The following is a 22,272-nucleotide window of genomic DNA, read 5'->3' on the forward strand; positions in this document are numbered from 1 at the left end:
TTGTTTTGAAGGGCGCGATCGCGCAACCAAGCGCTCAAGACGCACGCTGATCGCGTGAACATGGAGATTTCGATGATCCGCACCGCCACGATCGCCGCCGCCGCGCTAGGTTTGAGCTTCGCGACGGCGGCGCCAGCCTTCGCTGCGGACGTCACGGGTCTTTGGGCCACGCCCGGCAACGGCGGCCAAGTCGAGATCGCGCGCTGCGGCAACAGCCTATGCGGCAAGCTGGTCACGTCCGACCATATCAAGACCAATCCGAGCTTGAAGGACGTCAAAAACAAGGACGAGAGCCAGCGCGGCCGGACCTTGAAGAACCTGCAGATGCTCTACGATTTCAGCGGCGGCCCGACCAAGTGGACGGGCGGCAAGGTCTATAATCCCGAGGACGGCGGCACCTATTCGGGCACCATCGAGCTGATCAGCAACACCGAACTGAAGCTCAAAGGCTGCATTGTCGCGCCCCTGTGCAAGACGCAGAAGTGGACGCGGATACGCTAGGGGGCGTCCGCCCCCTCCGCGCTTCGCGCTCCTCCCCCATAGCGGGAAGAAGGGGCGCGGCGGCCTTCCGCCCGCTATGGGGGCGGTCGACCGCGAAACGGTAAGGGGGCAGGTCGCCGCTTAAAGCGGGGCGCAGGCCTCTTCCAGCCAGGCCCGAACCTCCGGCTCCACGCGCGGTCCGATCTCGCGCAGGACTCGGGCGTGGTAAGCGTCGAACTGAGCGATCTCTTCCGCACTGAGCAGCGACTTGTCGATCAGGCGACGGTCGATCGGCGCAAGGGTCAGGGCCTCGAAACGGTGCATGGGTCGCTCGCCGCCGGGCACGTCCTCTGCGGGCATGACGACCTCGAGGTTCTCGATGCGGATGCCGTATTCGCCATCCTTGTAGTAACCCGGCTCGTTGGAAACGATCATGCCCGGCTGCAAGGCGATGGTATTCGGGGCCTTGGAGATCCGCTGCGGCCCCTCATGAACGCCAAGGTAGACGCCGACGCCATGGCCAGTGCCGTGGTCGTAGTCGAGGCCGTGCGACCAAAGCGCAGCGCGGGCAAAGGCGTCGATCGCCGAGCCGGTGGTGCCGGCCGGGAAGCGCAGGCGCGCGATGGCGAGGTGGCCCTTCAGCACTAGAGTGTTGCGCTGGACCATCTCGGCCGTGGGCTCGCCGATCGCCACCGTGCGGGTCACGTCGGTGGTGCCATCGAGGTACTGGCCGCCGCTGTCGACCAGCAGCAGCGAGCCCATTTTCGCCCGCTCGTTGGAGCGCTCGGTCGGGCGGTAGTGGGGCAAGGCCCCATGGCCGTTGGCTGCGCCGATGGTGTCGAAGGAGAGGTCTTTGAGCACGCCGGTGGCCTCGCGGAAGGCTTCCAGCTTGGCGACGGCTTCCTTCTCGTCCGGCGGATTAATCTGACCTTCGGTGGCCAGCCAGTGCAGGAAGCGGGTGAGTGCCGCACCGTCGCGACGGTGCGCCTCGCGCGTGCCTTCCAGTTCGATGGCGTTCTTGCAGGCGCGCGGCATGGTGCACGGGTCCATTGCTCGCACCACCTTGGCGCCCGCAGCGGTCAGGGTGTCGAAATACCAGGCCGAGGACTGGGTCGGGTCGACTACGACGCTCTTGCCCGACAGCTCGGCCAGAGCCGCTTCCAGCTTGTCCGGGGTCTCCAGCGAAACCTGATTGCCCAGCCAGGCTGGCAGGTCGGTCGTGACCTTGGCCGGTTCCAGGAACAGCCGCGCAGTGCCGTCGGCGTTGAGGATGGCTTGCGACAGCGGTAACGGGGTGCGGATAACGTCGCCGCCGCGCACATTGAACAACCAGGCGATCGAGGCCGGGGCGGTGATGACTGCGGCGTCGGCGCCCAGCGCGGCGACCGACGCGCCGACGCGGGCGCGCTTGGCGCTCGACTCCTCGCCGGCGTGTTCGAGGCGCTGCGGCACCACGGGGGCCATAGGCTGGGCAGGGCGGTCCTCGCCCCAGGCCTGGTCGACCGGGTTGGCGGCGACGGGCTTGAGCACTGCGCCGGCGCGGCTGGCGGCGGCCTTCAGGCCATCCAGCGCGGCGGGGCTATGCAGGCGGGCGTCATAGCCGATGACTGCGCCCTTCGAGACGGTTTCCAAATAGGCGGGCACACCGCCCTCGACGAGGTCGCGGATCTCGAACACGCCCTGATCGACTTGCTCTCGGACCTGCAGCGTGTACCGGCCGTCGACAAAGACGGCGGCGCGGTCTTTCAGGATCACGCCCGCGCCGGCTGAGCCGGTGAAGCCGCTGGCCCAGGCCAGGCGGTCATTGGCGGCGGGCAGATACTCGTTCTGGTGCTCGTCCTCATGCGGCACGAGGAAGCCGTCCAGCCCCTGCGCCGCCATGGCCTGGCGGATCAGCGGGACGTGCTTGGGGCCGAAGGAGGGATCGGTGGATTCTTCGAAGGTCTGGCGCATGGCCCGGATTTAGAGTCTCGGCGCCTAAACGCCAAGGGTTGTCGGCGCCGCGCGGGCGATGCGTCCCGACGCCACATGGTCACGTTCCGCGGATAATGAAACTGTCTAGCTTCAATCACGGGGAGCGAAGCCCATGCACGACTGCTGTTCTCACAAGGTCGCCGGATTCTCGCGTCGGCAGGCTTTTGGCATGATCGCCTTGGGCGGGGGTGTCAGCTTGCTCTCAACTCTGGCGCCAGGCCTGGCGCGGGCGCGCGGTCATACGGACATGCTGCTGCTGACCTGCATGGACTATCGCCTCACCGAAGAGACCATCGCCTACATGGACGGGCGGGGGCTGCGCGATAAATACGATCATGTGGTTTTGGCGGGCGCCTCGCTCGGCGCCTTGACTGACAAGTATCCCAGCTGGGGCGAGACCTTCTGGAGCCACCTGGATGTGGCAATCAACCTTCACGCAATCCACAAGGTCATGGTGCTCGATCACCGCGACTGCGGAGCTTACAAGGTTATCCTCGGCGCGAACGCTGTCGACAGCCCTGACAAAGAGCTCGCGGCCCACACCCAGGCGCTCCACGCCCTCCAGAAGGAAATCAAGCGTCGCCATGAGCACCTTGAGGTCGAGCTTGGCCTGATGGCGCTCGATGGCAAGGTGCAGGAGATCGCCTGAACAGCCGCCTTAGGGACGTTGCAGCACCAGCGTCGCCCAGGCGTCGCGGTGGATGCGGGTTACGACCTTGAAGCCGCGCGACAGATAAGCGGCCTTCACCATCCGCTCCTGGGTGCGCAGCAGGCCTGACAGGATGACCGTGCCGCCGGGCGTCAAGGCGCGCTTGATGTCGTGGGCCAGGCTGATCAGTGGGCGGGCCAGGATGTTGGCGAAGACGAGGTCATACGGCGCGTTTTCGGCCACCAGACGATGGCCCAGACCCGAGGCGTGGACGAAGCGGGCGTTGGCCTTGTTGACCTGGGCGTTCTCCTTGGAGATCCGCACGCTGGGCTTGTCGATATCGGTGCCGACCGCCAGCTTGGCGCCAGTGCGCGCCGCGGCGATGGCCAGCAGGCCCGTGCCGGCGCCGACGTCGAGCACCTTGTTGAACTTCCGCGCCTTTATCAGGCGGTCATAGGCCTGCAGGCAGCCAACGGTCGTGCCGTGATGACCGGTGCCGAACGCCGCGCCGGCCTCGATCCGGAGGTTCACCGTGCTGGCCGGCAGGCGGCCCCGATCGTGCATGCCATAGACGAAGAAGCGGCCCGCGCGCACGGGCGGCAGCCCCGACAGCGCCATGGCCAACCAATCGGCGTCGGCCAGGGTGTCGCGCGAAACCTTCAGATCGTACTCGGCCAGCAGCGCCATCAAGCTGGCGTCTTCCTCGTCGGTCGTCGGAAAGGCGTCGATGCGCCAGACGCCCTTGTCCTCGTCCTCTTCCAGGATCGAGTAGGTCGCGCCTTCCAGGCCCGGATGGTTGTCGATGGCGTCGGCGGCGGTCTCGGCTTCGACGCGCGAACCACGGGCGACGATCTGCTGGGGCGTATAGTCGGTCATGCCGCTCCGTTAGCGGCAAAGTTGGCGAAAAGCGAGCCTTCAGCGTGATGTCATGCCGGTGGCCGCTGCGTCGGCCAGCATCATATTGTCGGGAGATCCTGATCGATCTTCAGGAAGAGAAAGGTCGAGGATATCGCCGCGCTCCGAAGCCCAGCGGCCGCCTTCTGTTGCGGTTGGCATATCAGCTGGGCCATGCCGAGCGGGGATGTAGGCAGGAAGCTCAGGCGGCGGGAGGAGGGGCGGCGGCTCGTAGCTCGCGTAGGTTGCCGGAGGCGCCTGCGTCGCTTTGAGGAAGTCGGTCCCGACCACATAATCGGGGAGATTGCCGGAGGGATAGACGATGGGCTCGACAGTCGCCTCCGCCATGGTGCGGGCCGGTTCCATCTGCGGCTGGAAGGGGCCTTCTTGCGCACCCGTCTGCATGGCGAGGCCGGCCAGCGCGCCGATAAAGGCGCAGGCAGGCGCCCCGAAGGCGACGGGCTTGGTTTCGCCGAAGGCTTTCAATGAGGCGAGCAAGTGATTTAGGCGTTCCATAGCGGCATAGCGCACCAAGAAGACTTTGGTTCTCGGCTCCTGGTTGGCGTCTATGCGTTAGGGTGACCGACATGACGAAGACCGCGCCCAGCCTGCTACGTCCCCGTAACGCCGAAGAACATGCTCGGGTCACCTATGCAGAGCTGTTCTTCGATCTCGTCTTCGTCTTCGCGGTGACCCAGCTCTCGCATGTCGTCCTCAAGCATCCGGACGGTCCTGGCCTTCTGCACGCGGCGGTGCTGCTGTTGGCGGTGTGGTGGTCATGGATCTACACGACCTGGGTCACGAACTGGCTGGATCCGGAGCGGGGACCGGTTCGACTGATGCTGTTCGTCATGATGGCCGCCGCCATGGTGCTGGCGGCCTCGATCCCCGACGCGTTTGGCGCGCGAGGCCTGGCTTTCGCCGCCGCCCATGTCTTCATTCAAGTGGGCCGAAGCGCGTTCTTCCTATGGATAGCCTGGAAGGACAAAGGGCACCGCGCCAACTTCCTCCGCATCACCGCCTGGCTGGCCTTTGCTGGCGTGTTCTGGATCGCCGGCGCTTTCGTCGAGGGACAGGCGCGTCTTCTGGTGTGGGGGCTGGCGATCGCGATTGAGTACGTCTCGCCCGCCGTCGGCTTCTGGACGCCTGGCCTGGGACGCACCAAGACCTCGGAGTGGAATGTCGAAGGCGGCCACATGGCCGAGCGCTGCGCCCTGTTCACGATCATCGCGCTGGGCGAGTCGATCATCGTTACGGGCTCGACCGTGATGGGCCTTGAGTGGGAAGCGCCGGTGATGGCCGCCTTCGCCGGCGCGTTCCTGTGCAGCTTGGCTATGTGGTGGATCTACTTCTCCTCCACAGCAGAGGCGGCCAGCAAGGCGATTGCGGACTCTAGCGATCCTGGCGCGATAGCCCGGGTCGCCTACACCTACGCCCACCTGCCGATCATCGCCGGGATCATCGTGACCGCCGTCGGCGACGAGTGGGTGATCCATCACCCGGTCGGCCACATGGAGACCAAGGTGGCGCTGGCCCTGATCGGAGGGCCCGCGCTGTTCCTGCTGGGCGCATTTCTGTTCAAGCGGGCCGTGTTCAGGCGCTGGTCGAGGTCCCGTCTGTTCGGCCTGATGGCGCTGGCGGGCTTGGGCGTGGCGTCGCCGCACCTTCAGCCGCTGGCTTTGTCCTGGCTGACGACCTTGGTTCTGGTCGCCGTCGGCGCCTGGGAGAGTCTGACGCCACGCCCGGCCGAGATTCCGCCCAAACACGACGGGGTTCGTCCTGGGCTCAAGCCCGAGGCGTGATCAGGCCTTTTCGACGAAGCTGTCGATGACCTTCTTCTCGCCGGCCTTGTCGAAGGCGACGGTCAACTTGTTACCCTCGATGCTGGTGACCTTGCCGTAGCCGAACTTGACGTGGAACACGCGGTCGCCGCGCGAATAGGCGCTGTTGACCGGCGCCGAGACCGCGACCAAACGGCCTTCGCCCTCGATCGGCGCTGACCGTGCGGCTGAGCCGGCGCGCACGCCGCCGCCACGCCAGGAGCCACCGCGTTCCGCGAAGCCCGAGGTTCGCTCCTGGGCCCGCTTCCAGCCGGGGCTGTCATAGCCGCTGCCGGCCTGGAAGGCGCTTGTGCCGGGATCGTCCCAACGCGAGGCCGCCGTCGACTGCATGCCTGGACCGCCGCCGTAGTAGCCTGTCTCCGAAGCCGCATCGACGTGGGCGATTGGCAGTTCGTCAACGAACCGGCTGGGCAGTTGGCTGGTCCAGCGGCCATAGACTTGGCGGTTGGCCACGAAGCTGATCCGGGCCTCCTCGCGGGCGCGGGTGATGCCGACATAGGCCAGGCGCCGCTCTTCCTCGAGCCCCTTCTCGCCCTTGTCGTCCATGCTGCGCTGGCTGGGGAACACGCCTTCCTCCCAACCGGGCAGGAAGACCAGCGGGAACTCCAGGCCCTTGGCCGAGTGCAGGGTCATGATCCAGACGGCGTCGCCGGTGGCCTCGCGGTCCAGGTCCATGACCAGCGACACATGCTCCAGATAGGCTTCGAGCGTGTCGAACGCGCCCATCGACTGAACCAGTTCCTTGAGGTTCTCCAGCCGGGTCTGGCTGGTCGGGCCCTTGTCCAGGCGCAGGGCGTCCGTGTAGCCGCTCTCCTCCAGAACCGTTTCCAACAGGCGCTGATGATGGACCGTCCCCACCAGCGAGCGCCAGCGGTCCAGATCGCGGATGAAGTTGCTGAGCGCTGTGCGGGTGCGAGCCGGCAGGTCGTCGCTCCCGATGATCACGCGCGCGGCCTCGACGGTCGAAATCCCTTCCAAGCGGGCGATCTGCAGCAGCTTCTGCACTGAGGTGTCGCCGATGCCGCGCTTGGGCGTGTTGACGATCCGTTCGAAGGCCAGGTCATCGTCCGGCGACTGGATCAGGCGCAGATAGGCGTGGGCGTCGCGGATTTCGGCCCGTTCGAAGAAGCGCGGGCCGCCGACCACCTTGTAGGGGATCTGCAGCATCACGAAGCGCTCTTCGAAGGCGCGCATCTGGAAGCTGGCGCGAACCAGGATGGCCATCTGGCTGTACTTGCGGCCGGCCTTCTTGGCGCGTTCGATCTCGTCGGCGATCAGCCGGCTTTCGGCTTCGCCGTCCCAGACGCCTGAGACCTTGACCTTCTCGCCGCCCTTGGCTGGGGTCCACAGGGTCTTGCCAAGCCGCCCCTTGTTGGCGGTGATCAGACCCGAGGCGGCGGCCAGGATGTGCTCGGTCGAGCGGTAGTTGCATTCCAGCCGCACGACCTTGGCGCCCGGAAAGTCGCGCTCGAAGCGCAGGATGTTGTCGACCTCGGCTCCGCGCCAGCCATAGATCGACTGGTCGTCGTCGCCGACGCAGCAGACGTTCTGGCGGCCCTGGGCCAGCAGGCGCAGCCACAGGTACTGGGCGACGTTGGTGTCCTGGTACTCGTCGACCATCACGTATTTGAAGCGACGCTGGAAGTCGTCCAGCACGTCGGGATGACCGGTGAAGATACTGATGTTGTGCAGCAGCAAATCGCCGAAATCACAGGCGTTCAGGATGCGCAGGCGCTCTTGGTACTGGCGGTAGAGGGTTATGCCCTTGCCGTTGGCGAATTCGCCGGCTTCCGACGTCGGGACGCGATCGGGCGTCCAGCCGCGGTTCTTCCAGCCGTCGATGATCTGCGACAGGATCCGCGGGGTCCAGCGCTTGGCGTCGATATTCTCGGCCTCGATCAACTGCTTCAGAAGCCGTTCCTGATCGTCGGTGTCGATGATCGTATAGTTCGACTTCAGGCCGATCAGCTCGGCGTGGCGGCGCAGGATCTGGGCGGCCACCGAGTGGAAGGTGCCCAGCCACCGCAGACCCTCGGCCTCGGGACCGATGATGTGGGTGATCCGCTCGCGCATCTCGCGGGCGGCCTTGTTGGTGAAGGTGACGGCCAGCAGCTCCCACGGCCGAGCGCGGCCCGTGGCCAGGATATGGGCGAGGCGCGTGGTCAGCACCCGCGTCTTGCCGGTGCCGGCCCCCGCCAGAACCAGGAGCGGTCCCTCGGTGGTCTCCACCGCTTCGCGCTGCTCGGGGTTCAGGCCGTCCAGATAGCCAGGCGCAGCGCCGGCGGGCGGGCGGGCTCTAGCCAGGTCCGAGATGCGCGGGGAGGGGAGGTCGCCGGGGAAGTCCTCAAGGGGGCTCGGCGAGTCGGTGTCGGGAAACATGGAACATATGTAGCACAAAGCGCGTGGGGCTTAAGCCCTTCACCGACCGTGGGATGATGCGCCTTCTTGGACGAACGGAACTTCCGGTATCGCGCGCCGTTGATCGGCCATCACAGACATGGCCGAAAGGCGCGGAGGTTCATATGGCGGACGGTGCCAGCAGGGGCGGAAATAGTGGCTTGGCGTTTATTGTTGGCGCCTTGGTTGTGGTGGTCGCCGTGCTGGCCTTCTTCGTGATGTCCGGCGGCTTCACCCAGCAGAAGAAGGTCGATGTGGACATCTCGGCGTCGGCGCCGAAGCTGCCGGACGCGCCGAAGCCTGCCGGAAGCTGAGGATCGCCATGCGGTCGCCGGCTCGCCCCTCTGACCATCGCCACGTCGCAAGCTCGCGTGGTGGCGGCTGGGTGGCCCTCGGAGTCGCAGTCGCCGTCGTCGTGGCGATCGCGGGCGCTTGGCGTCTCGGCGTCATGGCCGGCGACCAAGCGCAGTGGCGGCAGGGGCTGCCCGATCTATCGCGGCTCGCGCCGACCGCGCCGGGGCCCCAACCTCCGCCCCTGCCGACCCAAAAACGACCCCAGATCACCTTAGCGTACACGACGCGCTAGGCGCCGTTAGCAGCGCAAGAGGTTTCAGCCTCCCGCGCAGGACAGGGCGAACACCCGACAGGCCGACGCGAGCGGTCTCTCGCCTCGCTTCAGATCTATGCGCTGGATCAGACCTGCGAGGCTGAGGCCTTCCCGTTCGGCTGCGCGGTCGAGCACCGCCCAGAACTCTGGCTCCAGGGCGAGCGATGTCGCGTGGCCGGCGAGGTTCACGGATCTCTTTTTCAAACCAGCCAGGCGTCAGTCCTCACGCTTGGCGCCGTCGAGATCGCGGCGAAGCTTGTCCGCGCGCGCTGCATTCAGGGTCTTCTCGCCCTTGGTTCGGCCAAAGCGCACGCGATTTTCGGCGGCGCGCACCTTGTCGTCGGCCTTGGCCTTCGCCTTGCGCGCTTGGTTCAGATTGACGATGTCGGCCATGGGTCTCAGGGCTTCTTCTTGGCGACGGGACGGATGATCACAGTCTCTTGCAGCCGCAGCGTCTGGTCCTTCTTGAGGATCATCGGCGCGCGGCCTGGAAAGACGCAGTTCTGCATCGAGCGAACATTATACAACATCCAGCGCGTCACTGCTTGCCCGTTGGCCTTGCAGGCCAGGCCTACCGTCCAGGCCGGCGAATTGGAGCCGCCTGACCAAGCGAAGCCCATCGACTGTCCGGCGTCCAGGACCGCTCCGTTCGGGACGAGGGTCTTGCCGCCCGACGCGAAGGTCAGATGCTCGGGATCGACCAGACGGATCGAGAAGCCGCCGAACCCCCGGTCGTCCTCGCTGCCACCCAGCCCGAGCGCGTCGAGGCGAGAGGTAATGGTTGTGTCGAACTCCAGCCGCCGGACACCGGATTTGAGGGGACGCACCGTCACCTTGGTGACTTCGCGGGCGACGAAAGAGAGTTCGTCTCCGGAATTGACGATCCAGTCGACCTCGACCGTCAGCGTCCCACCGCCTTCGGCGTCGCCGAGGAAGCGCTTCTCGCGGACTGAGTAAGCCAGGTTCTTCATGTACCAGCCATCGGCGACGATCTTGCCGTCCGCCTGCACCTTCATCCACGCCCACCAGACGCCGCGCTGATGGGGGTGGTCGCCGGGCTTGTCCTCGGTCAGCGCCGTGCCATCCGGGGCGTAGAGCGGGCTGATATAGTTGGCTCGACCTGGCTCAGTCGCGGGATTGATCGGCTTTGTCCGATAGACGAGCACCGTCTTGCCAGCCTCGGTCAATGTGACGGTGTCGTCGGCGAAGACCGCATCGACGCGCTTGCCGATCGCGGGATCGGCCAGAACCGGCGAGGCGAGCGCCAGGATGGTGGCGGTGAGAAACGAGCGGAGGCTCATGGATTTCTCCGAAGCTTGGCGTGAACGTATCAAGAACAATCTCCGCGTGCATGGCAAGCGCGAAGTTTCGCGATGCGTGACCACTGATCTCACGACGGCTGCGCTTTCGCCGACTTGACCCCGGCCGGGAAGCAGCCGTCTATCCGCTGCGAAAACGGAAGGATGCGCCATGTACACGCTCTACGGCTCGCCGAGCACTGCCGGTACGGCCATTCACTGGCTGTTGCTGGAACTGGCCGTTCCGTTCGAGATTCGCTTGCTGGACTTCGACAAGGGCGAGCACAAGACCGCGCAGTACCTGACGATCAATCCGGACGGCGTCGTGCCGACCTTGATCGTCGATGGCGCGCCGGTCACCCAAATGGCGGCGATCGCCACGCTGCTCGCCGAGCGTCATCCTGAGGCGGGGTTCGCGCCCGCGCCGGGCTCGCCTGACCGCGCCGCCTATCTCAGTTGGAGCTTCTGGCTGGCCAACAGCTTTCAGCCCCATTTCAGGGCCTGGTTCTATCCGCACGAACCGGCGGACGGCGAGGCGCTGGAGGCCGTGCGGGCCGCTGCGCGCGCGAAGATCGAGGCGGGGCTCACGCGCTTGGACGCGCACCTCGCTGAAAGGGACTTCGTGGTCGGCGAAGGCTTCACGACGGTGGACCTTCTCGCGACGATCCTCTGCCGCTGGACACGAAACATGCCTAAGCCTGCGACGGAGTGGGAGAACCTAAAGCGCTATCTTGATCGAATGCGTCAGCGACCGGCGCTGCGCGAGGTTCACGCCCGCGAGGGTCTGACCGACTGGATTGGCGGGTAGACGTTGAAAATCCTCCCCCTAGCGGGGGAGGTGGCGCGAAGCGCCGGAGGGGGAAGGGCCTGAGCGCGTGCCTCTTCCCCCTCCGTCGTCTCTTCGAGCCGACACCTCCCCCGCTAGGGGGAGGGTTTGAAGTCTACTTCACGTTGGCGCAGAAGCGCTGGATGCGCGAGCAGGCGTCTTCCAGAACTTCGTTGCTGGTCGCGTAGCTGATGCGGAAGAACGGCGAGAGGCCGAACGCCGCACCGTGCACCACGGCCACGCCTTCGCTTTCCAGCAGCTCAGTGGCGAAGTCTTCGTCGCTCGCGATGACCTTGCCCGAGGGCGCGGTCTTGCCGATCAGGCCGGCGCACGACGGATAGACATAGAACGCGCCTTCCGGGGTCGGGCAGTGCAGACCAGTGGCCTGGTTCAGCATCGACACCACGAGGTCGCGGCGCTCCTGGAACAACTTGGCGTTCGGCTTGATGAAGTCCTGCGTGCCGTTCAGCGCCTCGAGCGCGGCCCACTGCGAGATCGAGCAGGGGTTGGAGGTCGTCTGGCTGATCATCTTGCCCATGGCCTTGATCAGCGGCTCGGGTCCGCCGGCGTAGCCGATGCGCCAGCCGGTCATCGAATAGCCCTTCGAGACGCCGTTCATCGTCAGGGTGCGGTCATAGAGCTTGGGCTCGACCTGGGCGATGGTGGTGAACTCAAAGTCGTCGAACACTAGGTGCTCGTACATGTCGTCGGTCAGCACCCAGACCTGTGGATGGCGCAGCAGCACGTCCGCGATCGCCTGCAGCTCGGCGCGGGTATAGGCGCCGCCCGAGGGGTTCGAGGGGCTGTTGATGATCAGCCACTTGGTCCTGGGCGTGATCGCCGCTTCGAGGGCTTCCGGGGTGATCTTGAAGCCGCTCTCGGCGGTGGTCTCGACCGAGACGGGCGTGCCGCCTGCCAGCAGGGTCATGTCGGGATACGACACCCAGTATGGCGCCGGGATGATCACCTCGTCGCCCGGGTTCAGGGTGGCGACCAAGGCGTTGTAGATCACCGGCTTGCCGCCTGGGGCGACGTGGATCTGGCTCGGCTTGTACTCCAGGCCGTTCTCGCGCTTGAACTTGGCGCAGATGGCGGCCTTCAGCTCGGGCATGCCGTCGGGGTCGGTGTACTTGGTCTTGCCGGCCTTGATCGCCTCGATCGCGGCGTTTTTGATATTGTCCGGCGTGTCGAAGTCGGGCTCGCCTGCGGAAAGGGCGATTACGTCACGACCGGCGGCCTTCAGCGCGCGCGCCTTGGCGCTGATGGCGATGGTGGCCGACGGTGCGATGCGCCGCAGGGCGGCGGACTCGAGCGACATCTTGCAGGACTCCCCTGGGTTTGCCTGGTCCGACTGAGGACCGTTTCAGGATTGCGGCGGTCTTACGCCCCCGTTCGCCGTGGTGCAACGCGGCAAGGTCCTGCTTCAAGACATTTTGGCTAAGTCCGCGCTCGGGGTTCTTGCGCGAGATGTCGCTCAAAGATACCGCTACCATTTGAGGGGGCTGTACCGGGGAACACGGACGATCCTCAGAGGAAACGCAGGGCCGCTGACCGGCCATGAAGGGCGGGGAAGTCAACTATGAAGCTGAAGCTTCTTTATATCGCGCTCGCCGCGCTGGCCCTGGCTATCGGCGCAGCCTCGCCGGGACTGGCGCGTCAGTCGGGCGACGGGGAAATCCTGCAAAAGGCTATCAACAAGCCCTCGGCGACATGGGGCGTCTACGGCGCGGGCCAGAAAAGCGCGCAGGTGAAGGACAAGGCGGTTCAGGGGAGCGCGGCGACCAAGGTCGAGATTCTGGCCGCCAGCGGCAAACCTTGGGACGTGGGGGCCTCGCAGCCGATAGCCGGCAAGATCGCTAAGGGCGACGTTCTGCTGGTGGCGTTCTGGGCCAAGGCCGAGGCTGTTGATGGCGGTGCGGCCAGCGCCGAGATTCCGGCTGTCCGAGTCCAGCAGGCCGCCGCGCCCTACGACGCCGCTTTGCAGGGGGGGATCAAGGTCGGCGGCGAGTGGAAGATGTACACCGTGCCGGGGCGCGCTCTGATCGACATCCCGGCGGGGACGGGCGCGGTCGGCCTGCATCTTGGATCCGCCAAGCAGACTGTTCTGCTGGGGGCTTTGTTCGTCCTGAACTTTGGGCCGGACTACGATCTGCGCAAGCTCGCGGGGGGCTAGGGTCGCCAACTCCGACGTATTGCGAGCGCTTATCCGGCGCGAACCCGGATGTCCTCTTGGCCGAGCAGCATTGGCGCCAGCAGCGTCCAAAGACGCGTAATTTCTTCGGCGGCGGGCGATCCCGGCTCCCACTCGCAAACCGACCGACCATGGGCGATCGATTGCTGAAAGGCCGCACGGGCGCGCAAGCCCACGCCGGCAAGCGGCATTCCGCTAAACCGAAGGGCTTCCGCCGCTTTCAGCACGGCAGGCGGCTCGACCCCGTTGCGGCGCGACGGCGCCTGATTCAGCACGATCAGCCCCTTCTTGCCTAGACGGCGCACGGCCTCGGCTGAGCGGACCACCGAGGCGATATCCAGGAAGGTCGGCCGACACACGAGCACGCAAAGATCGGCGCAGTTGATCGCTTGCAAGGCCTCGGCCTCCGGGGAGGCGGGCGTGTCGATGATGACCGCGTCGAAATCGGCGCTCTTGGCCTGCACCTGGGTCGAGAAGAGTTTGCCCGCGTTGATTTCGGCGAGAACCGGACCATCGCCTGCGCGGGCCCTCAGAGCGTCCGACGCCGAGCGCTGCGGGTCGATATCCGCCAACATGGTCCTAAGGCCGGAAAGGTGCGCGGTAATCGCCAGATTGACCGAGAGCGTCGTCTTGCCGGCGCCGCCCTTACGGGAGATGACAGCCAAGGTTTTCACGTCCGCTCTCCTTTTGGCGCCGGGGTCTGCAGGCTTAAGGGCCTGTGGATAAGTAACGCTGTCATGTTAAACGTGTGCAACACAAATGTCGCGATGGGCGAATCTTGGCGTCCCCGGATCGCGGTTTAGAGGTAGCGGTCGGAAAATCGCCTGTTTCGTTTGCAACTGTCCGACGAGCGCGGCTTGACCCCTGACGACGCTTGGGCGAGGAGGGCCCGTGATCCGCCGTATCCTCGACTTTGTGACCAATATGGACGCCCGCGCCTGGCGAACGGTGGCGGTTTCGTTCGTGCTGTTTGGTGGCGTGGGTGTCGTCTTCCTTTTTGGCGCGCAGGTGTTGGGCGTTAATGGCGAGGCGACGGTCGAGCATTGGCTAGGCGCGGCAAGCGGACCATGGGCGCTGCCCGTGGCGGTCGCCGCTTTTGCGGTCATGGCGTTCTTGGGCGTTCCGCAGTTCGTGCTGATCGCGGCTGCTGTCGTGGCTTTCGGGCCTGTGACGGGTTTTGCCTACAGTTGGATCGGCACGCTGGTCTCGTCACTGGTCGGATTCTGGCTTGGCCGCGTCTACGGCGCCCGCATCCTGCGAGACTTCGCGGGCGAAGGCGTCAACAAGTTCATGCGGATGATCGGCAAGAACGGCTTCATGGCCAGCTTGATCGTTCGCCTTGTGCCGAGCGCGCCGTTTATCGTCGTCAACATGGCCGCCGGCGTTACGCCCATGCGCTTGCGCGACTTCACGGCCGGGACGGCGATCGGCATCATCCCGAAAATCGCCCTCACCGCCTTCGCCGGCAACTCGATCGTTCAGGCCATGCGTGGCGGGGGAAAGCAGCATATCGCCATGATCGCGCTGGCGATTGTGATCTGGCTGGCGATGGGATTGCTCAGCCGCGCCTGGCTCAAGCGCCGGGAGGCTGGGGAAGCGGCAGAGGGCTAAGTCCGGCGGCGGCGTAGGTGGCTTCTCGCCAGGCGCGGACGATCTCGCCAAACCAGCGGGTGCGGGTCGCGTCATCCATGCCGTCGCTTTCCTCTATCCCCGCGGCCCAGGCCTCGATCACGAACGGCATGAAGGTGCGCGCGGCGTGGCGGCAGGTGGCGCGCGCCGCTTCCGAAGCGTTGGGCGGCGCGGCGACGAAGGGTTCGATCAGGCGGGTCAGCAAGTCTTCCAGCGCCGTGCGCCAGGCGACGGCCTCGGGCGCGGCGCGCGCGTCCCGCAGCAGAAGCAACGCCAGCTTGGGATTGACGCGTGACATGGTCACCAGGCGGGCGATGCTCGACCCATAGCCGCCCCAAGGTCGCCCCGCTTCGGCCTCGACCCGCGCCAGCATGTCGGCGAACAGCGCGTCGATGAGAGCCTGACGAGACGGGTAGAGCCGATAGATCAGGATCTTGGCCACGCCCATACGATCGGCGACGTCCTGCATCGTGGCGGCCTGCAGCCCCTTCTCGGCGAAAACCTCGACGGCGGCTTCCAGCACGGCGAGGCCGCGCGCTGCCTTGTCCACCCGGGGCTTCGGCTGGCCAGGACGGCCTCTGGGCGCGCCTGAGGATGGGGCTTTCGCGACGGGGCTCATCGGTGATATGTAGAATGAAACTATAAAGTTTCAAATAGGAGGGGTGAGATGCGCAGGGGGATGTTCGCGGCGACCGCGCTGGCGACGCTGTTGGCGGCTGGTGTGGCCATGGCCGGAGACCCGGCTTCTCCTATCACCGTCGAGCGGCAGAAGGCCTTCGCCCAGACCCTTCCGATGAACGACCGGCAGGACTTCGAGTTCGCCGACAAGGGTTTCATGGGCACCCGTGCAGACCCGGTCATCAAGCGCGCCGACGGGCAGGCGGCCTGGAATCTGGCGGCCTATGACTTTCTTAAGGCGGAACCGCCGGCGACGGTGAACCCAAGCCTCTGGCGGCAGGCGCAACTGCTGTCCAAGCACGGGCTCTACCAAGTCTCGGATCGCGTTTATCAGGTGCGCGGCTTCGATATCTCGAACATCACCTTCGTGCGAGGCGACACCGGCTGGATCGTCATCGATCCCCTGACCATGCAGGAAACCGCCCGCGCGGCCCTGGATCTGGTCAATGAGAAGCTCGGCAAGTTGCCGGTTACGGCGGTGGTCTATACCCACAGCCACAGCGATCACTTTGGCGGTGTGCGTGGCGTGGTCGACGAAGCCGACGTCAAGAGCGGCAAGGTGCCGATCGTCGCGCCGAAGGGCTTTATGGAAGAGGTCGCCGCCGAGAACATCCTGGCGGGTAACGCCATGAGCCGGCGTGCGCAGTACCAGTTCGGGGTCATGCTGCCGCCGGGCGTCGAGGGGCAGATCACCTCGGGCATCGGACAGAACATCGCCCGGGGCTCGATCACCCTGATCCCGCCGACGGTGATCGTCGACCATACCGGCCAGGAACTGACTCTGGACGGCGTCAAGGTTCGTTTCCAGTACACGCCCTCGACCGAGGCTCCGGCCGAGATGAATCTTTATTTCCCGGATTTGCGCATTCTGGACATGGCCGAGAACGCCAACGTCTCCATGCACAATATCCTGACCCCGCGCGGGGCGCTGGTTCGGGACAGCAAGGCCTGGGCCGAGGGATTGACCGAGGCGCTCCGCCTGTTCGGCGACGCTTCGGACATCATGATCACCAGCCATGGGTGGCCGCGCTTCGGCGGCGCGGTGGTGAAAGACTTCCTGGCCGATCACCGCGACGCCTACAAATATCTGCATGATCAGACCGTGCGGATGATGAATCAGGGGCTGACCGGCGACGAGATCGCGGCGAAGATCCAGCTGCCGCCCACCTTGGCCAAGAACTGGTTTAACCGCGGCTACTACGGCTCGATGAGCTTCAACAGCCGCGCCGTCTATCAGCGCTACATGGGCTGGTACGACGCCAATCCTGCGCACCTTGTCCCATCGCCGCCGGCCGACGCCGGCAAGCGCTATGTCGCGGCTATGGGCGGCGCGCCGAACGTCAAGGCGATGGCCAAGGAGGCGGTGACCAAAGGCGACTATGGGTGGGCCGCCACCCTGTTGAACCACGCGGTGATGGCCGACGACCGTGACAAGGAAGCCAAGGCGCTGTTGGCCAGCGTCTATGACCAGCTCGGGTACCAGACCGAGAACTCGCTGTGGCGCAACATGTACCTGACCGGGGCCGATGAGCTGCGGGACGGGGTGCGCAAGCTGCCGCCCTCCATGGCGCCGCTGGACATGATCGCGGCGCTCGAGAGCCAGATGATCTTCGACGTGCTGGCCATTCGGCTGAACGCTGAGAAGGCGGGCGACGCGCGCCTGCGGATGGTCTTTGTCTTCCCCGACCGTAACGAGCGGTTCCTGATCGAGGTCCGCAACGGCGTGCTGGTGGCTCAGCCGTCGAAAGGCGGGGAGGGCGCTGACGCGACGCTGATCGTCGATCGGCCCGTCTTCCTGGACTCGCTGTTCCGGGGAACCTCGCTGCTGCCAAAGATTCTGAAAGGCGAGGTCAAGCTGGAGGGAGATCGGGCGGCGATGAGCCGTTTGGCGGGGTGGTTTGACACCTTCCCGACAGACTTCCCGATCGTAACTCGCCCCAAGTGAGTGGTTTCGGGGAAGGAAGTTGCGCCGCCCGCGACGGATCGTTCGGGTGGCGCAAATTGCTTGCTCGATTCAGGGGCGCTGTGTAGAAAGTCCGGCATGACTGTCGCGCGCGACCTGCTTTCGCTTCGGCTTATCAGCCCCTGGGCGCTCTAGGGGCCGCGCATCGTCGTGGCCGGGCGCACAGGGGATGATTGAACCCGCAGCCCGCACGCAGACACACCCCTTTCGACGAGTACTCCCATGACCACCGTACCCGCTGGCGCTATCAGCAAGCGCGACAACGTCGTCGTATTTGACACCACCATGCGCGACGGCGAGCAGTCGCCCGGCGCCTCCATGTCGCTGGAAGAAAAGCTGGAACTGGCCAAGATCCTCGAGGAGATGGGGGTCGATGTCATCGAGGCCGGCTTCCCGATCGCCTCGAACGGCGACTTCGAGGCCGTCCGCCAGATCGCCGAGCTGATCACCGAGAGCACCGTCTGCGGCCTGGCCCGCGCCGCCGCCGGCGACATCGACCGCTGCGCCGAGGCCGTGCGCCGCGCCAAGCGTGGCCGCATCCACACCTTCATCTCCACCAGCCCCGTACACATGAAGTACAAGCTGCAGATGGAGCCCGACGCGGTTCTGGAGGCGATCACCCGCTCGGTCAGCCACGCTCGCAATCTGGTCGGCGACGTCGAGTGGTCGGCCGAGGACGCCACCCGCACAGAGCGCGACTTCCTGAAGCGCTGCGTCGAGGCGGCGATCAAGGCGGGCGCCACCACGATCAACCTGCCCGACACGGTCGGCTATTCGTATCCGTCGGAGTACGGCGAGCTGTTCCGCGACGTGATCACCAGCGTTCCGGGCGCCGACAAGGCGATCTTCTCAGCCCACTGTCATAATGACCTGGGTCTGGCGGTGGCCAACTCGATCGCCGCGATCGAAGGCGGCGCCCGCCAAGTCGAGGTGGCGATCAACGGCATCGGCGAGCGCGCCGGCAACGCCGCCTTGGAGGAGATTGTGATGGCCCTGCGCGTGCGCGGCGACCATCTGCCCTACGGCACGAACGTTGATCCTGTGCACATCACCCGAGCTAGCCGCTATGTCTCGGCCATCACCGGCTTCCCGGTGCAGTTCAACAAGGCGATCGTCGGCAAAAACGCCTTCGCGCACGAGAGCGGCATCCACCAGGATGGCATGCTGAAGAACGCCGAGACCTACGAGATCATGAAGCCGGAAGACGTGGGGCAGGGCGCCACGAACCTGGTCATGGGCAAGCACTCGGGCCGTCACGCATTCCGCGAGAAGCTTAAGGCCCTGGGCTACGAACTGGGTCAGAACGCGCTGAACGACGCCTTCGGTCGCTTCAAGGAGCTGGCCGACAAGAAGAAGCACGTCTTCGACGACGACATCGTCGCCCTGGTCGACGACGCCCTGGCCCGTGGCTCGGAAAAGATCCGTGTCTCGCGCCTGCGCGTCGTGGCGGGCACCGACGGCCAGTCGGCCGAACTGACCCTGGACATCGACGGCGTCCCCAGCACCGCCGAGGCGACCGGCGACGGTCCGGTCGATGCGGTGTTCAACGCCATCCACAAGATCGTGCCGCACAGCGCGGCCCTGCGCCTGTTCCAGGTGCATGCGGTGACCGAGGGCACCGACGCCCAGGCCCAGGTCTCGGTGCGTCTGGAGGAGGACGGCCGTATCGCCACCGGCGCGGCCGCCGACACCGACACCTTGACCGCTTCGGCCAAGGCCTATGTCAACGCGCTGAACAACCTCTTCGCCCGCAAGGAAAAGAGCCGGCCCGAGGCGGCGATCGCCAGCGGGTTCTAAGGTTTAGGCGTTCCGGCTCCGTCGGAACGCAGCCTTAACCGCCACCCCATCGCTTGAACCTGCCGGTAGGGCGGGTCGTGTGCGTCCGACTTCCAGCGGGAAGTCGGTCGATGGCGCATGCCTGCGCCCATGAAGAGGACCGCCATGATCTTTGGCGACAACACGGCTGCGGCGCCGGCCGCGTGGGCGCATATCCAGGCGCGTACCGTCGCGATGGGCTTCGATATGCCATCTGAGCCGAACACCGGCGCGATGCTCCAACTTCTGGCCGCTTCCAAACCCGGCGGACGGTTTCTGGAACTGGGAACAGGCACCGGCCTGGCCACGGCTTGGCTTCTGAGCGGAATGGATGGCGCCGCGCGGCTGATCAGCGTGGATGTTGACCTCGCCGTTCAAGGCGTCGCGCGCGAGGCGCTCGTGGACGAGCGCCTGATCTTCGTGGTGGCCGATGGCTTGGACTATGTACGTGGCCAACAGGCGAGTTCATTCGACATGATCTTCGCCGACGCCTGGCCGGGCAAGTACGACGGTCTGGACGAGACTTTGGCGCTACTCAAGTCAGGAGGGCTGTACGTGATCGACGATATGACGTCCCAGCCCAATTGGCCGGTGGGACATCAGGCCAGGGTCGACGGCTTGGTTATCGACCTCGAGCGCCGTCCCGATCTGGCCTTGGTGCGGCTGGACTGGGCTTCGGGCCTCGTCGTCGCCGCGAAGCGGTAAGGCGATGATCTGGATTCCCATCACCGTCGCCGCCGCTGCGCTTCAGGTGGCGCGCAACGCCGCGCAGCGGTCCATCATGGGCGACGCCGGACCCTGGGGTGCAACCCTGGTGCGGTTTCTGTTCGGGCTGCCCTTCGCCACCGTCTTCGCCGTGGCCGCATGGACCCTCACGCCCGGTGCGATCGCTCATCCGACGCCGGTCTTCTGGGCGGCGTGCTTCGCTGGAGCTGGTCTGCAGATCGCCGCGACGGCGGCTCTGCTGACCGCTATGCAGCGCTCGACCTTCGCTCTGGGCACGGCCATGCAGCAGAGCGGCCTGCCGTTCGCCCTGGTCTGGGGCGTGCTCTTCTTTGGCGACCATGTAGGCGTCGTCACCTGGGCCGGAGGGCTGATCGCCACGCTGGGCCTTGCGATCCTGACCTGGCCACGCGGCGAGGTCGTCATGCGCAAGGGCGCGGTTTGGGCCGGACTGGGATCGGGCGCGATCTTCGCGCTGAGCGCCAACTGTTTCCGGCAAGCCAGTCTGGCGTTCGAGCCAGCGCATCCGGCCGCCTCGGCGCTGGTCACCGTGATGGTCGTCCAGGCCATCCAGACGGCGGCCCTGACGGGTTACCTCGCTTGGCGCGATCGCGGGGCGCTCAGGGCCGTCATCGCCGCCTGGCGACAGTCGCTGGGCGCGGGGTTCTGCGGCGCGGCGGCGTCCGGGCTCTGGTTCACCGCCATGGCGCTGTCGCCCGTGGGCCCGGTGCGAGCTGTCGGGGTCGTGGAAATGCCGATCGCGGCGATCGCCGGGCGGCGTCTGTTCAAGGAGCGCCTGACGTTCTCGCAGATGGTCGCTGGACTGATCACGGCCGTCGGCGTGGTCATGGCGGCCCTCGGCTAGATTTCGCCACTTTCCGATGCTGGGCGGGTTTGGCGGCAAAAGCCTGCGTGACCCCCGCGAATAGACCTTGAAATCAACGCTTTCGCAGGGCAAACGGGCGGCGTCGGCGCGTTTTTGTCGCTCGGACGACGGCGCGGCCAGGGGGCGGCGCTCCCGTCTAGGGCTCAGACGCGCGGACCGGGTCGAAATCCCCCAAATGCGGGAATCATGTTGTCCTCGCATTGAATTGAAGTAGGAGCCTTTTCTTCTCCGCCGACCCCGTCTTTTGGACGGAATTGGCCCTAACTTCGACGACCTGCCCTTCGATCCGACCGCTCGTTACGCCCCTCCTACCCCTCAGTCAGGGCTTTCAATGTTCTCTTCCCTTTTCGGCGTGATCTCGAACGACATCGCCATCGACCTCGGAACGGCCAACACCCTTATCTATCAGAAGGGTAAGGGCATCGTACTGAACGAGCCGTCGGTCGTGGCGCTGCGCAATGTCGGCGGGCGCAAGATCGTCCACGCCGTGGGTATCGAGGCCAAGCAGATGCTGGGGCGTACGCCGGGCCATATGGAAGCCATCCGTCCGATGCGCGACGGCGTGATCGCCGACTTCGAAGTCGCCGAAGAGATGATCAAGTACTTCATCCGCAAGGTTCACAACCGCAAGGGCTTCGTGAACCCTAAGGTGATCGTGTGCGTGCCGTCGGGCGCCACCGCCGTGGAACGTCGCGCCATCAACGACAGCTGCCTGAACGCGGGCGCGCGTCGCGTGGGTCTCATCGACGAGCCGATGGCCGCAGCGATCGGCGCGGGCCTGCCGATCCACGAGCCGACCGGTTCGATGGTCGTCGATATCGGCGGCGGCACCACCGAAGTGGCGGTGCTGTCGCTGTCGGGCATCGTCTATTCGCGCTCGGTCCGCGTGGGCGGCGACAAGATGGACGAGGCGATCATCAGCTACATGCGTCGCCACCATAACCTGCTGATCGGCGAAACCACTGCCGAGCGCATCAAGAAGGAAATCGGCACCGCCCGCGCGCCGGCCGATGGCGAAGGCCTGTCGATCGATGTCAAGGGCCGCGACCTGATGCAGGGTGTGCCACGGGAGGTCCGCATCTCGGAGAAGCAGGCCGCCGACGCCCTGGCCGAGCCGGTCGGTCAGATCGTCGAGGCCGTGAAGGTCGCGCTGGAGGCCACGCCGCCGGAACTGGCGTCCGACATCGCCGACAAGGGCATCATGCTGACGGGCGGCGGCGCGCTGCTGCGCGGCCTTGACGCCGAAATCCGCGATCATACTGGCCTGCCGGTGACCGTGGCCGATGATCCGCTGTCTTGCGTGGCCCTGGGCTGCGGTAAGGTCCTTGAGCATCCGAAGTGGATGAAGGGCGTCCTGGAATCCACCCTGGCCTAGACTTAGCGTTCCGCTAGAGGCGCCGGGGGGCGCCAGGAGAGAAGTC

23 protein-coding genes are annotated in these 22,272 nt (G+C 65.8%); 13 read left to right on the forward strand and 10 right to left on the reverse strand.

From position 1 onward, the window contains the following. Window positions 1-72: 72 nt before the first annotated feature. Complete coding sequence (locus CSW63_RS10490; protein ID WP_082749338.1) at window positions 73-501, forward strand: DUF2147 domain-containing protein; 429 nt, start codon at window positions 73-75, stop codon at window positions 499-501. A 120-nt stretch (window positions 502-621) separates the two neighbouring features. On the opposite strand, the gene CSW63_RS10495 is transcribed toward CSW63_RS10490, so the two are convergent. Next, entirely contained in the window at window positions 622-2,433 is a 1,812-nt protein-coding gene (locus CSW63_RS10495) for an aminopeptidase P family protein (RefSeq protein WP_062093903.1), read from the reverse strand. A gap of 190 nt (window positions 2,434-2,623) precedes the next feature. On the opposite strand from CSW63_RS10495, the gene CSW63_RS10500 reads away from it, so the two are divergent. After that, window positions 2,624-3,103 carry a carbonic anhydrase gene (locus CSW63_RS10500; RefSeq protein WP_246842047.1) on the forward strand — a complete coding sequence of 160 codons (480 nt, stop codon included), beginning with the start codon at window positions 2,624-2,626 and terminating at the stop codon, window positions 3,101-3,103. Window positions 3,104-3,112: 9 nt separating this feature from the next. On the opposite strand, the gene CSW63_RS10505 is transcribed toward CSW63_RS10500, so the two are convergent. Beyond that, window positions 3,113-3,979 carry a 50S ribosomal protein L11 methyltransferase gene (locus CSW63_RS10505; RefSeq protein WP_062093905.1) on the reverse strand — a complete coding sequence of 289 codons (867 nt, stop codon included), beginning with the start codon at window positions 3,977-3,979 and terminating at the stop codon, window positions 3,113-3,115. Window positions 3,980-4,018: 39 nt separating this feature from the next. Next, complete coding sequence (locus tag CSW63_RS10510; RefSeq protein WP_231737299.1) at window positions 4,019-4,528, reverse strand: hypothetical protein; 510 nt, start codon at window positions 4,526-4,528, stop codon at window positions 4,019-4,021. Window positions 4,529-4,584: 56 nt separating this feature from the next. Here CSW63_RS10510 and CSW63_RS10515 point away from each other — a divergent pair, with 56 nt between their 5' ends. Next, window positions 4,585-5,799: a low temperature requirement protein A gene (locus CSW63_RS10515; RefSeq protein ID WP_062093907.1), complete on the forward strand. Its 1,215-nt coding sequence runs from the start codon at window positions 4,585-4,587 to the stop codon at window positions 5,797-5,799. On the opposite strand, the gene CSW63_RS10520 is transcribed toward CSW63_RS10515, so the two are convergent. After that, on the reverse strand, window positions 5,800-8,217 hold the full coding sequence (locus CSW63_RS10520; protein WP_062093908.1) for an ATP-dependent helicase: 2,418 nt from the start codon (window positions 8,215-8,217) through the stop codon (window positions 5,800-5,802). Between the two features lie 143 nt (window positions 8,218-8,360). Here CSW63_RS10520 and CSW63_RS10525 point away from each other — a divergent pair, with 143 nt between their 5' ends. Beyond that, a complete protein-coding gene (locus tag CSW63_RS10525; protein ID WP_062093909.1) occupies window positions 8,361-8,549 on the forward strand; it encodes a hypothetical protein in 189 nt (62 codons plus the stop codon). 296 nt (window positions 8,550-8,845) lie between these two features. Here the strand turns inward: CSW63_RS10525 and CSW63_RS10530 are convergent, their stop codons facing one another. Genes CSW63_RS10530 through CSW63_RS10540 form a run of 3 tightly spaced genes read right to left on the reverse strand, consistent with a single transcriptional unit; the run spans window position 8,846 to window position 10,143 of the window. Further along, complete coding sequence (locus tag CSW63_RS10530; RefSeq protein ID WP_062093910.1) at window positions 8,846-9,055, reverse strand: ribbon-helix-helix domain-containing protein; 210 nt, start codon at window positions 9,053-9,055, stop codon at window positions 8,846-8,848. 3 nt (window positions 9,056-9,058) lie between these two features. Then, window positions 9,059-9,235, reverse strand: coding sequence for a DUF4169 family protein (locus CSW63_RS10535; RefSeq protein WP_062093911.1), 177 nt, complete (start codon window positions 9,233-9,235; stop codon window positions 9,059-9,061). Window positions 9,236-9,240: 5 nt separating this feature from the next. After that, window positions 9,241-10,143 (reverse strand): DUF6807 family protein, encoded by a 903-nt coding sequence (locus CSW63_RS10540; protein ID WP_062093912.1) that lies wholly within the window; start codon window positions 10,141-10,143, stop codon window positions 9,241-9,243. A gap of 169 nt (window positions 10,144-10,312) precedes the next feature. Here CSW63_RS10540 and CSW63_RS10545 point away from each other — a divergent pair, with 169 nt between their 5' ends. Beyond that, on the forward strand, window positions 10,313-10,948 hold the full coding sequence (locus CSW63_RS10545) for a glutathione S-transferase family protein (RefSeq protein WP_062093913.1): 636 nt from the start codon (window positions 10,313-10,315) through the stop codon (window positions 10,946-10,948). Between the two features lie 133 nt (window positions 10,949-11,081). Here CSW63_RS10545 and CSW63_RS10550 read toward each other — a convergent pair whose 3' ends face one another. Continuing rightward, on the reverse strand, window positions 11,082-12,284 hold the full coding sequence (locus CSW63_RS10550) for a pyridoxal phosphate-dependent aminotransferase (RefSeq protein ID WP_062097142.1): 1,203 nt from the start codon (window positions 12,282-12,284) through the stop codon (window positions 11,082-11,084). Window positions 12,285-12,545: 261 nt separating this feature from the next. Here CSW63_RS10550 and CSW63_RS10555 point away from each other — a divergent pair, with 261 nt between their 5' ends. Continuing rightward, window positions 12,546-13,139, forward strand: coding sequence for a hypothetical protein (locus CSW63_RS10555; RefSeq protein WP_062097140.1), 594 nt, complete (start codon window positions 12,546-12,548; stop codon window positions 13,137-13,139). A gap of 29 nt (window positions 13,140-13,168) precedes the next feature. Here the strand turns inward: CSW63_RS10555 and CSW63_RS10560 are convergent, their stop codons facing one another. Next, window positions 13,169-13,831, reverse strand: coding sequence for a ParA family protein (locus tag CSW63_RS10560; RefSeq protein WP_062097138.1), 663 nt, complete (start codon window positions 13,829-13,831; stop codon window positions 13,169-13,171). A 217-nt stretch (window positions 13,832-14,048) separates the two neighbouring features. Between CSW63_RS10560 and CSW63_RS10565 the strand changes: the two genes are divergently transcribed. Next, window positions 14,049-14,768 carry a TVP38/TMEM64 family protein gene (locus CSW63_RS10565; RefSeq protein WP_062097136.1) on the forward strand — a complete coding sequence of 240 codons (720 nt, stop codon included), beginning with the start codon at window positions 14,049-14,051 and terminating at the stop codon, window positions 14,766-14,768. Here the strand turns inward: CSW63_RS10565 and CSW63_RS10570 are convergent. Beyond that, entirely contained in the window at window positions 14,731-15,405 is a 675-nt protein-coding gene (locus CSW63_RS10570) for a TetR/AcrR family transcriptional regulator (RefSeq protein ID WP_062097134.1), read from the reverse strand. The two genes, CSW63_RS10565 and CSW63_RS10570, sit on opposite strands and share 38 nt — an antisense overlap. 48 nt (window positions 15,406-15,453) lie before the next feature. Between CSW63_RS10570 and CSW63_RS10575 the strand changes: the two genes are divergently transcribed. From CSW63_RS10575 to CSW63_RS10600, 6 genes are all read left to right on the forward strand, one after another. Beyond that, window positions 15,454-17,409, forward strand: a complete 1,956-nt coding sequence (locus CSW63_RS10575) for an alkyl/aryl-sulfatase (RefSeq protein ID WP_062097133.1) — start codon at window positions 15,454-15,456, stop codon at window positions 17,407-17,409. A gap of 96 nt (window positions 17,410-17,505) precedes the next feature. Next, the gene (locus tag CSW63_RS10580; RefSeq protein ID WP_127847010.1) at window positions 17,506-17,562 is read left to right on the forward strand and encodes a hypothetical protein; all 57 of its coding nucleotides are present in this window, start codon (window positions 17,506-17,508) and stop codon (window positions 17,560-17,562) included. An 87-nt stretch (window positions 17,563-17,649) separates the two neighbouring features. After that, window positions 17,650-19,224 carry a 2-isopropylmalate synthase gene (locus CSW63_RS10585; RefSeq protein ID WP_062097130.1) on the forward strand — a complete coding sequence of 525 codons (1,575 nt, stop codon included), beginning with the start codon at window positions 17,650-17,652 and terminating at the stop codon, window positions 19,222-19,224. Window positions 19,225-19,368: 144 nt separating this feature from the next. Then, a complete protein-coding gene (locus CSW63_RS10590; protein WP_231737510.1) occupies window positions 19,369-19,947 on the forward strand; it encodes an O-methyltransferase in 579 nt (192 codons plus the stop codon). A gap of 4 nt (window positions 19,948-19,951) precedes the next feature. Next, window positions 19,952-20,830: a DMT family transporter gene (locus CSW63_RS10595; RefSeq protein ID WP_062097129.1), complete on the forward strand. Its 879-nt coding sequence runs from the start codon at window positions 19,952-19,954 to the stop codon at window positions 20,828-20,830. Between the two features lie 352 nt (window positions 20,831-21,182). Next, window positions 21,183-22,226 carry a rod shape-determining protein gene (locus CSW63_RS10600; RefSeq protein WP_056761599.1) on the forward strand — a complete coding sequence of 348 codons (1,044 nt, stop codon included), beginning with the start codon at window positions 21,183-21,185 and terminating at the stop codon, window positions 22,224-22,226. Window positions 22,227-22,272 lie beyond the last annotated feature (46 nt).

Origin of the sequence: Caulobacter sp. FWC26 (genome assembly GCF_002742645.2) — a bacterium.
Classification (GTDB): Bacteria; Pseudomonadota; Alphaproteobacteria; order Caulobacterales; family Caulobacteraceae; genus Caulobacter.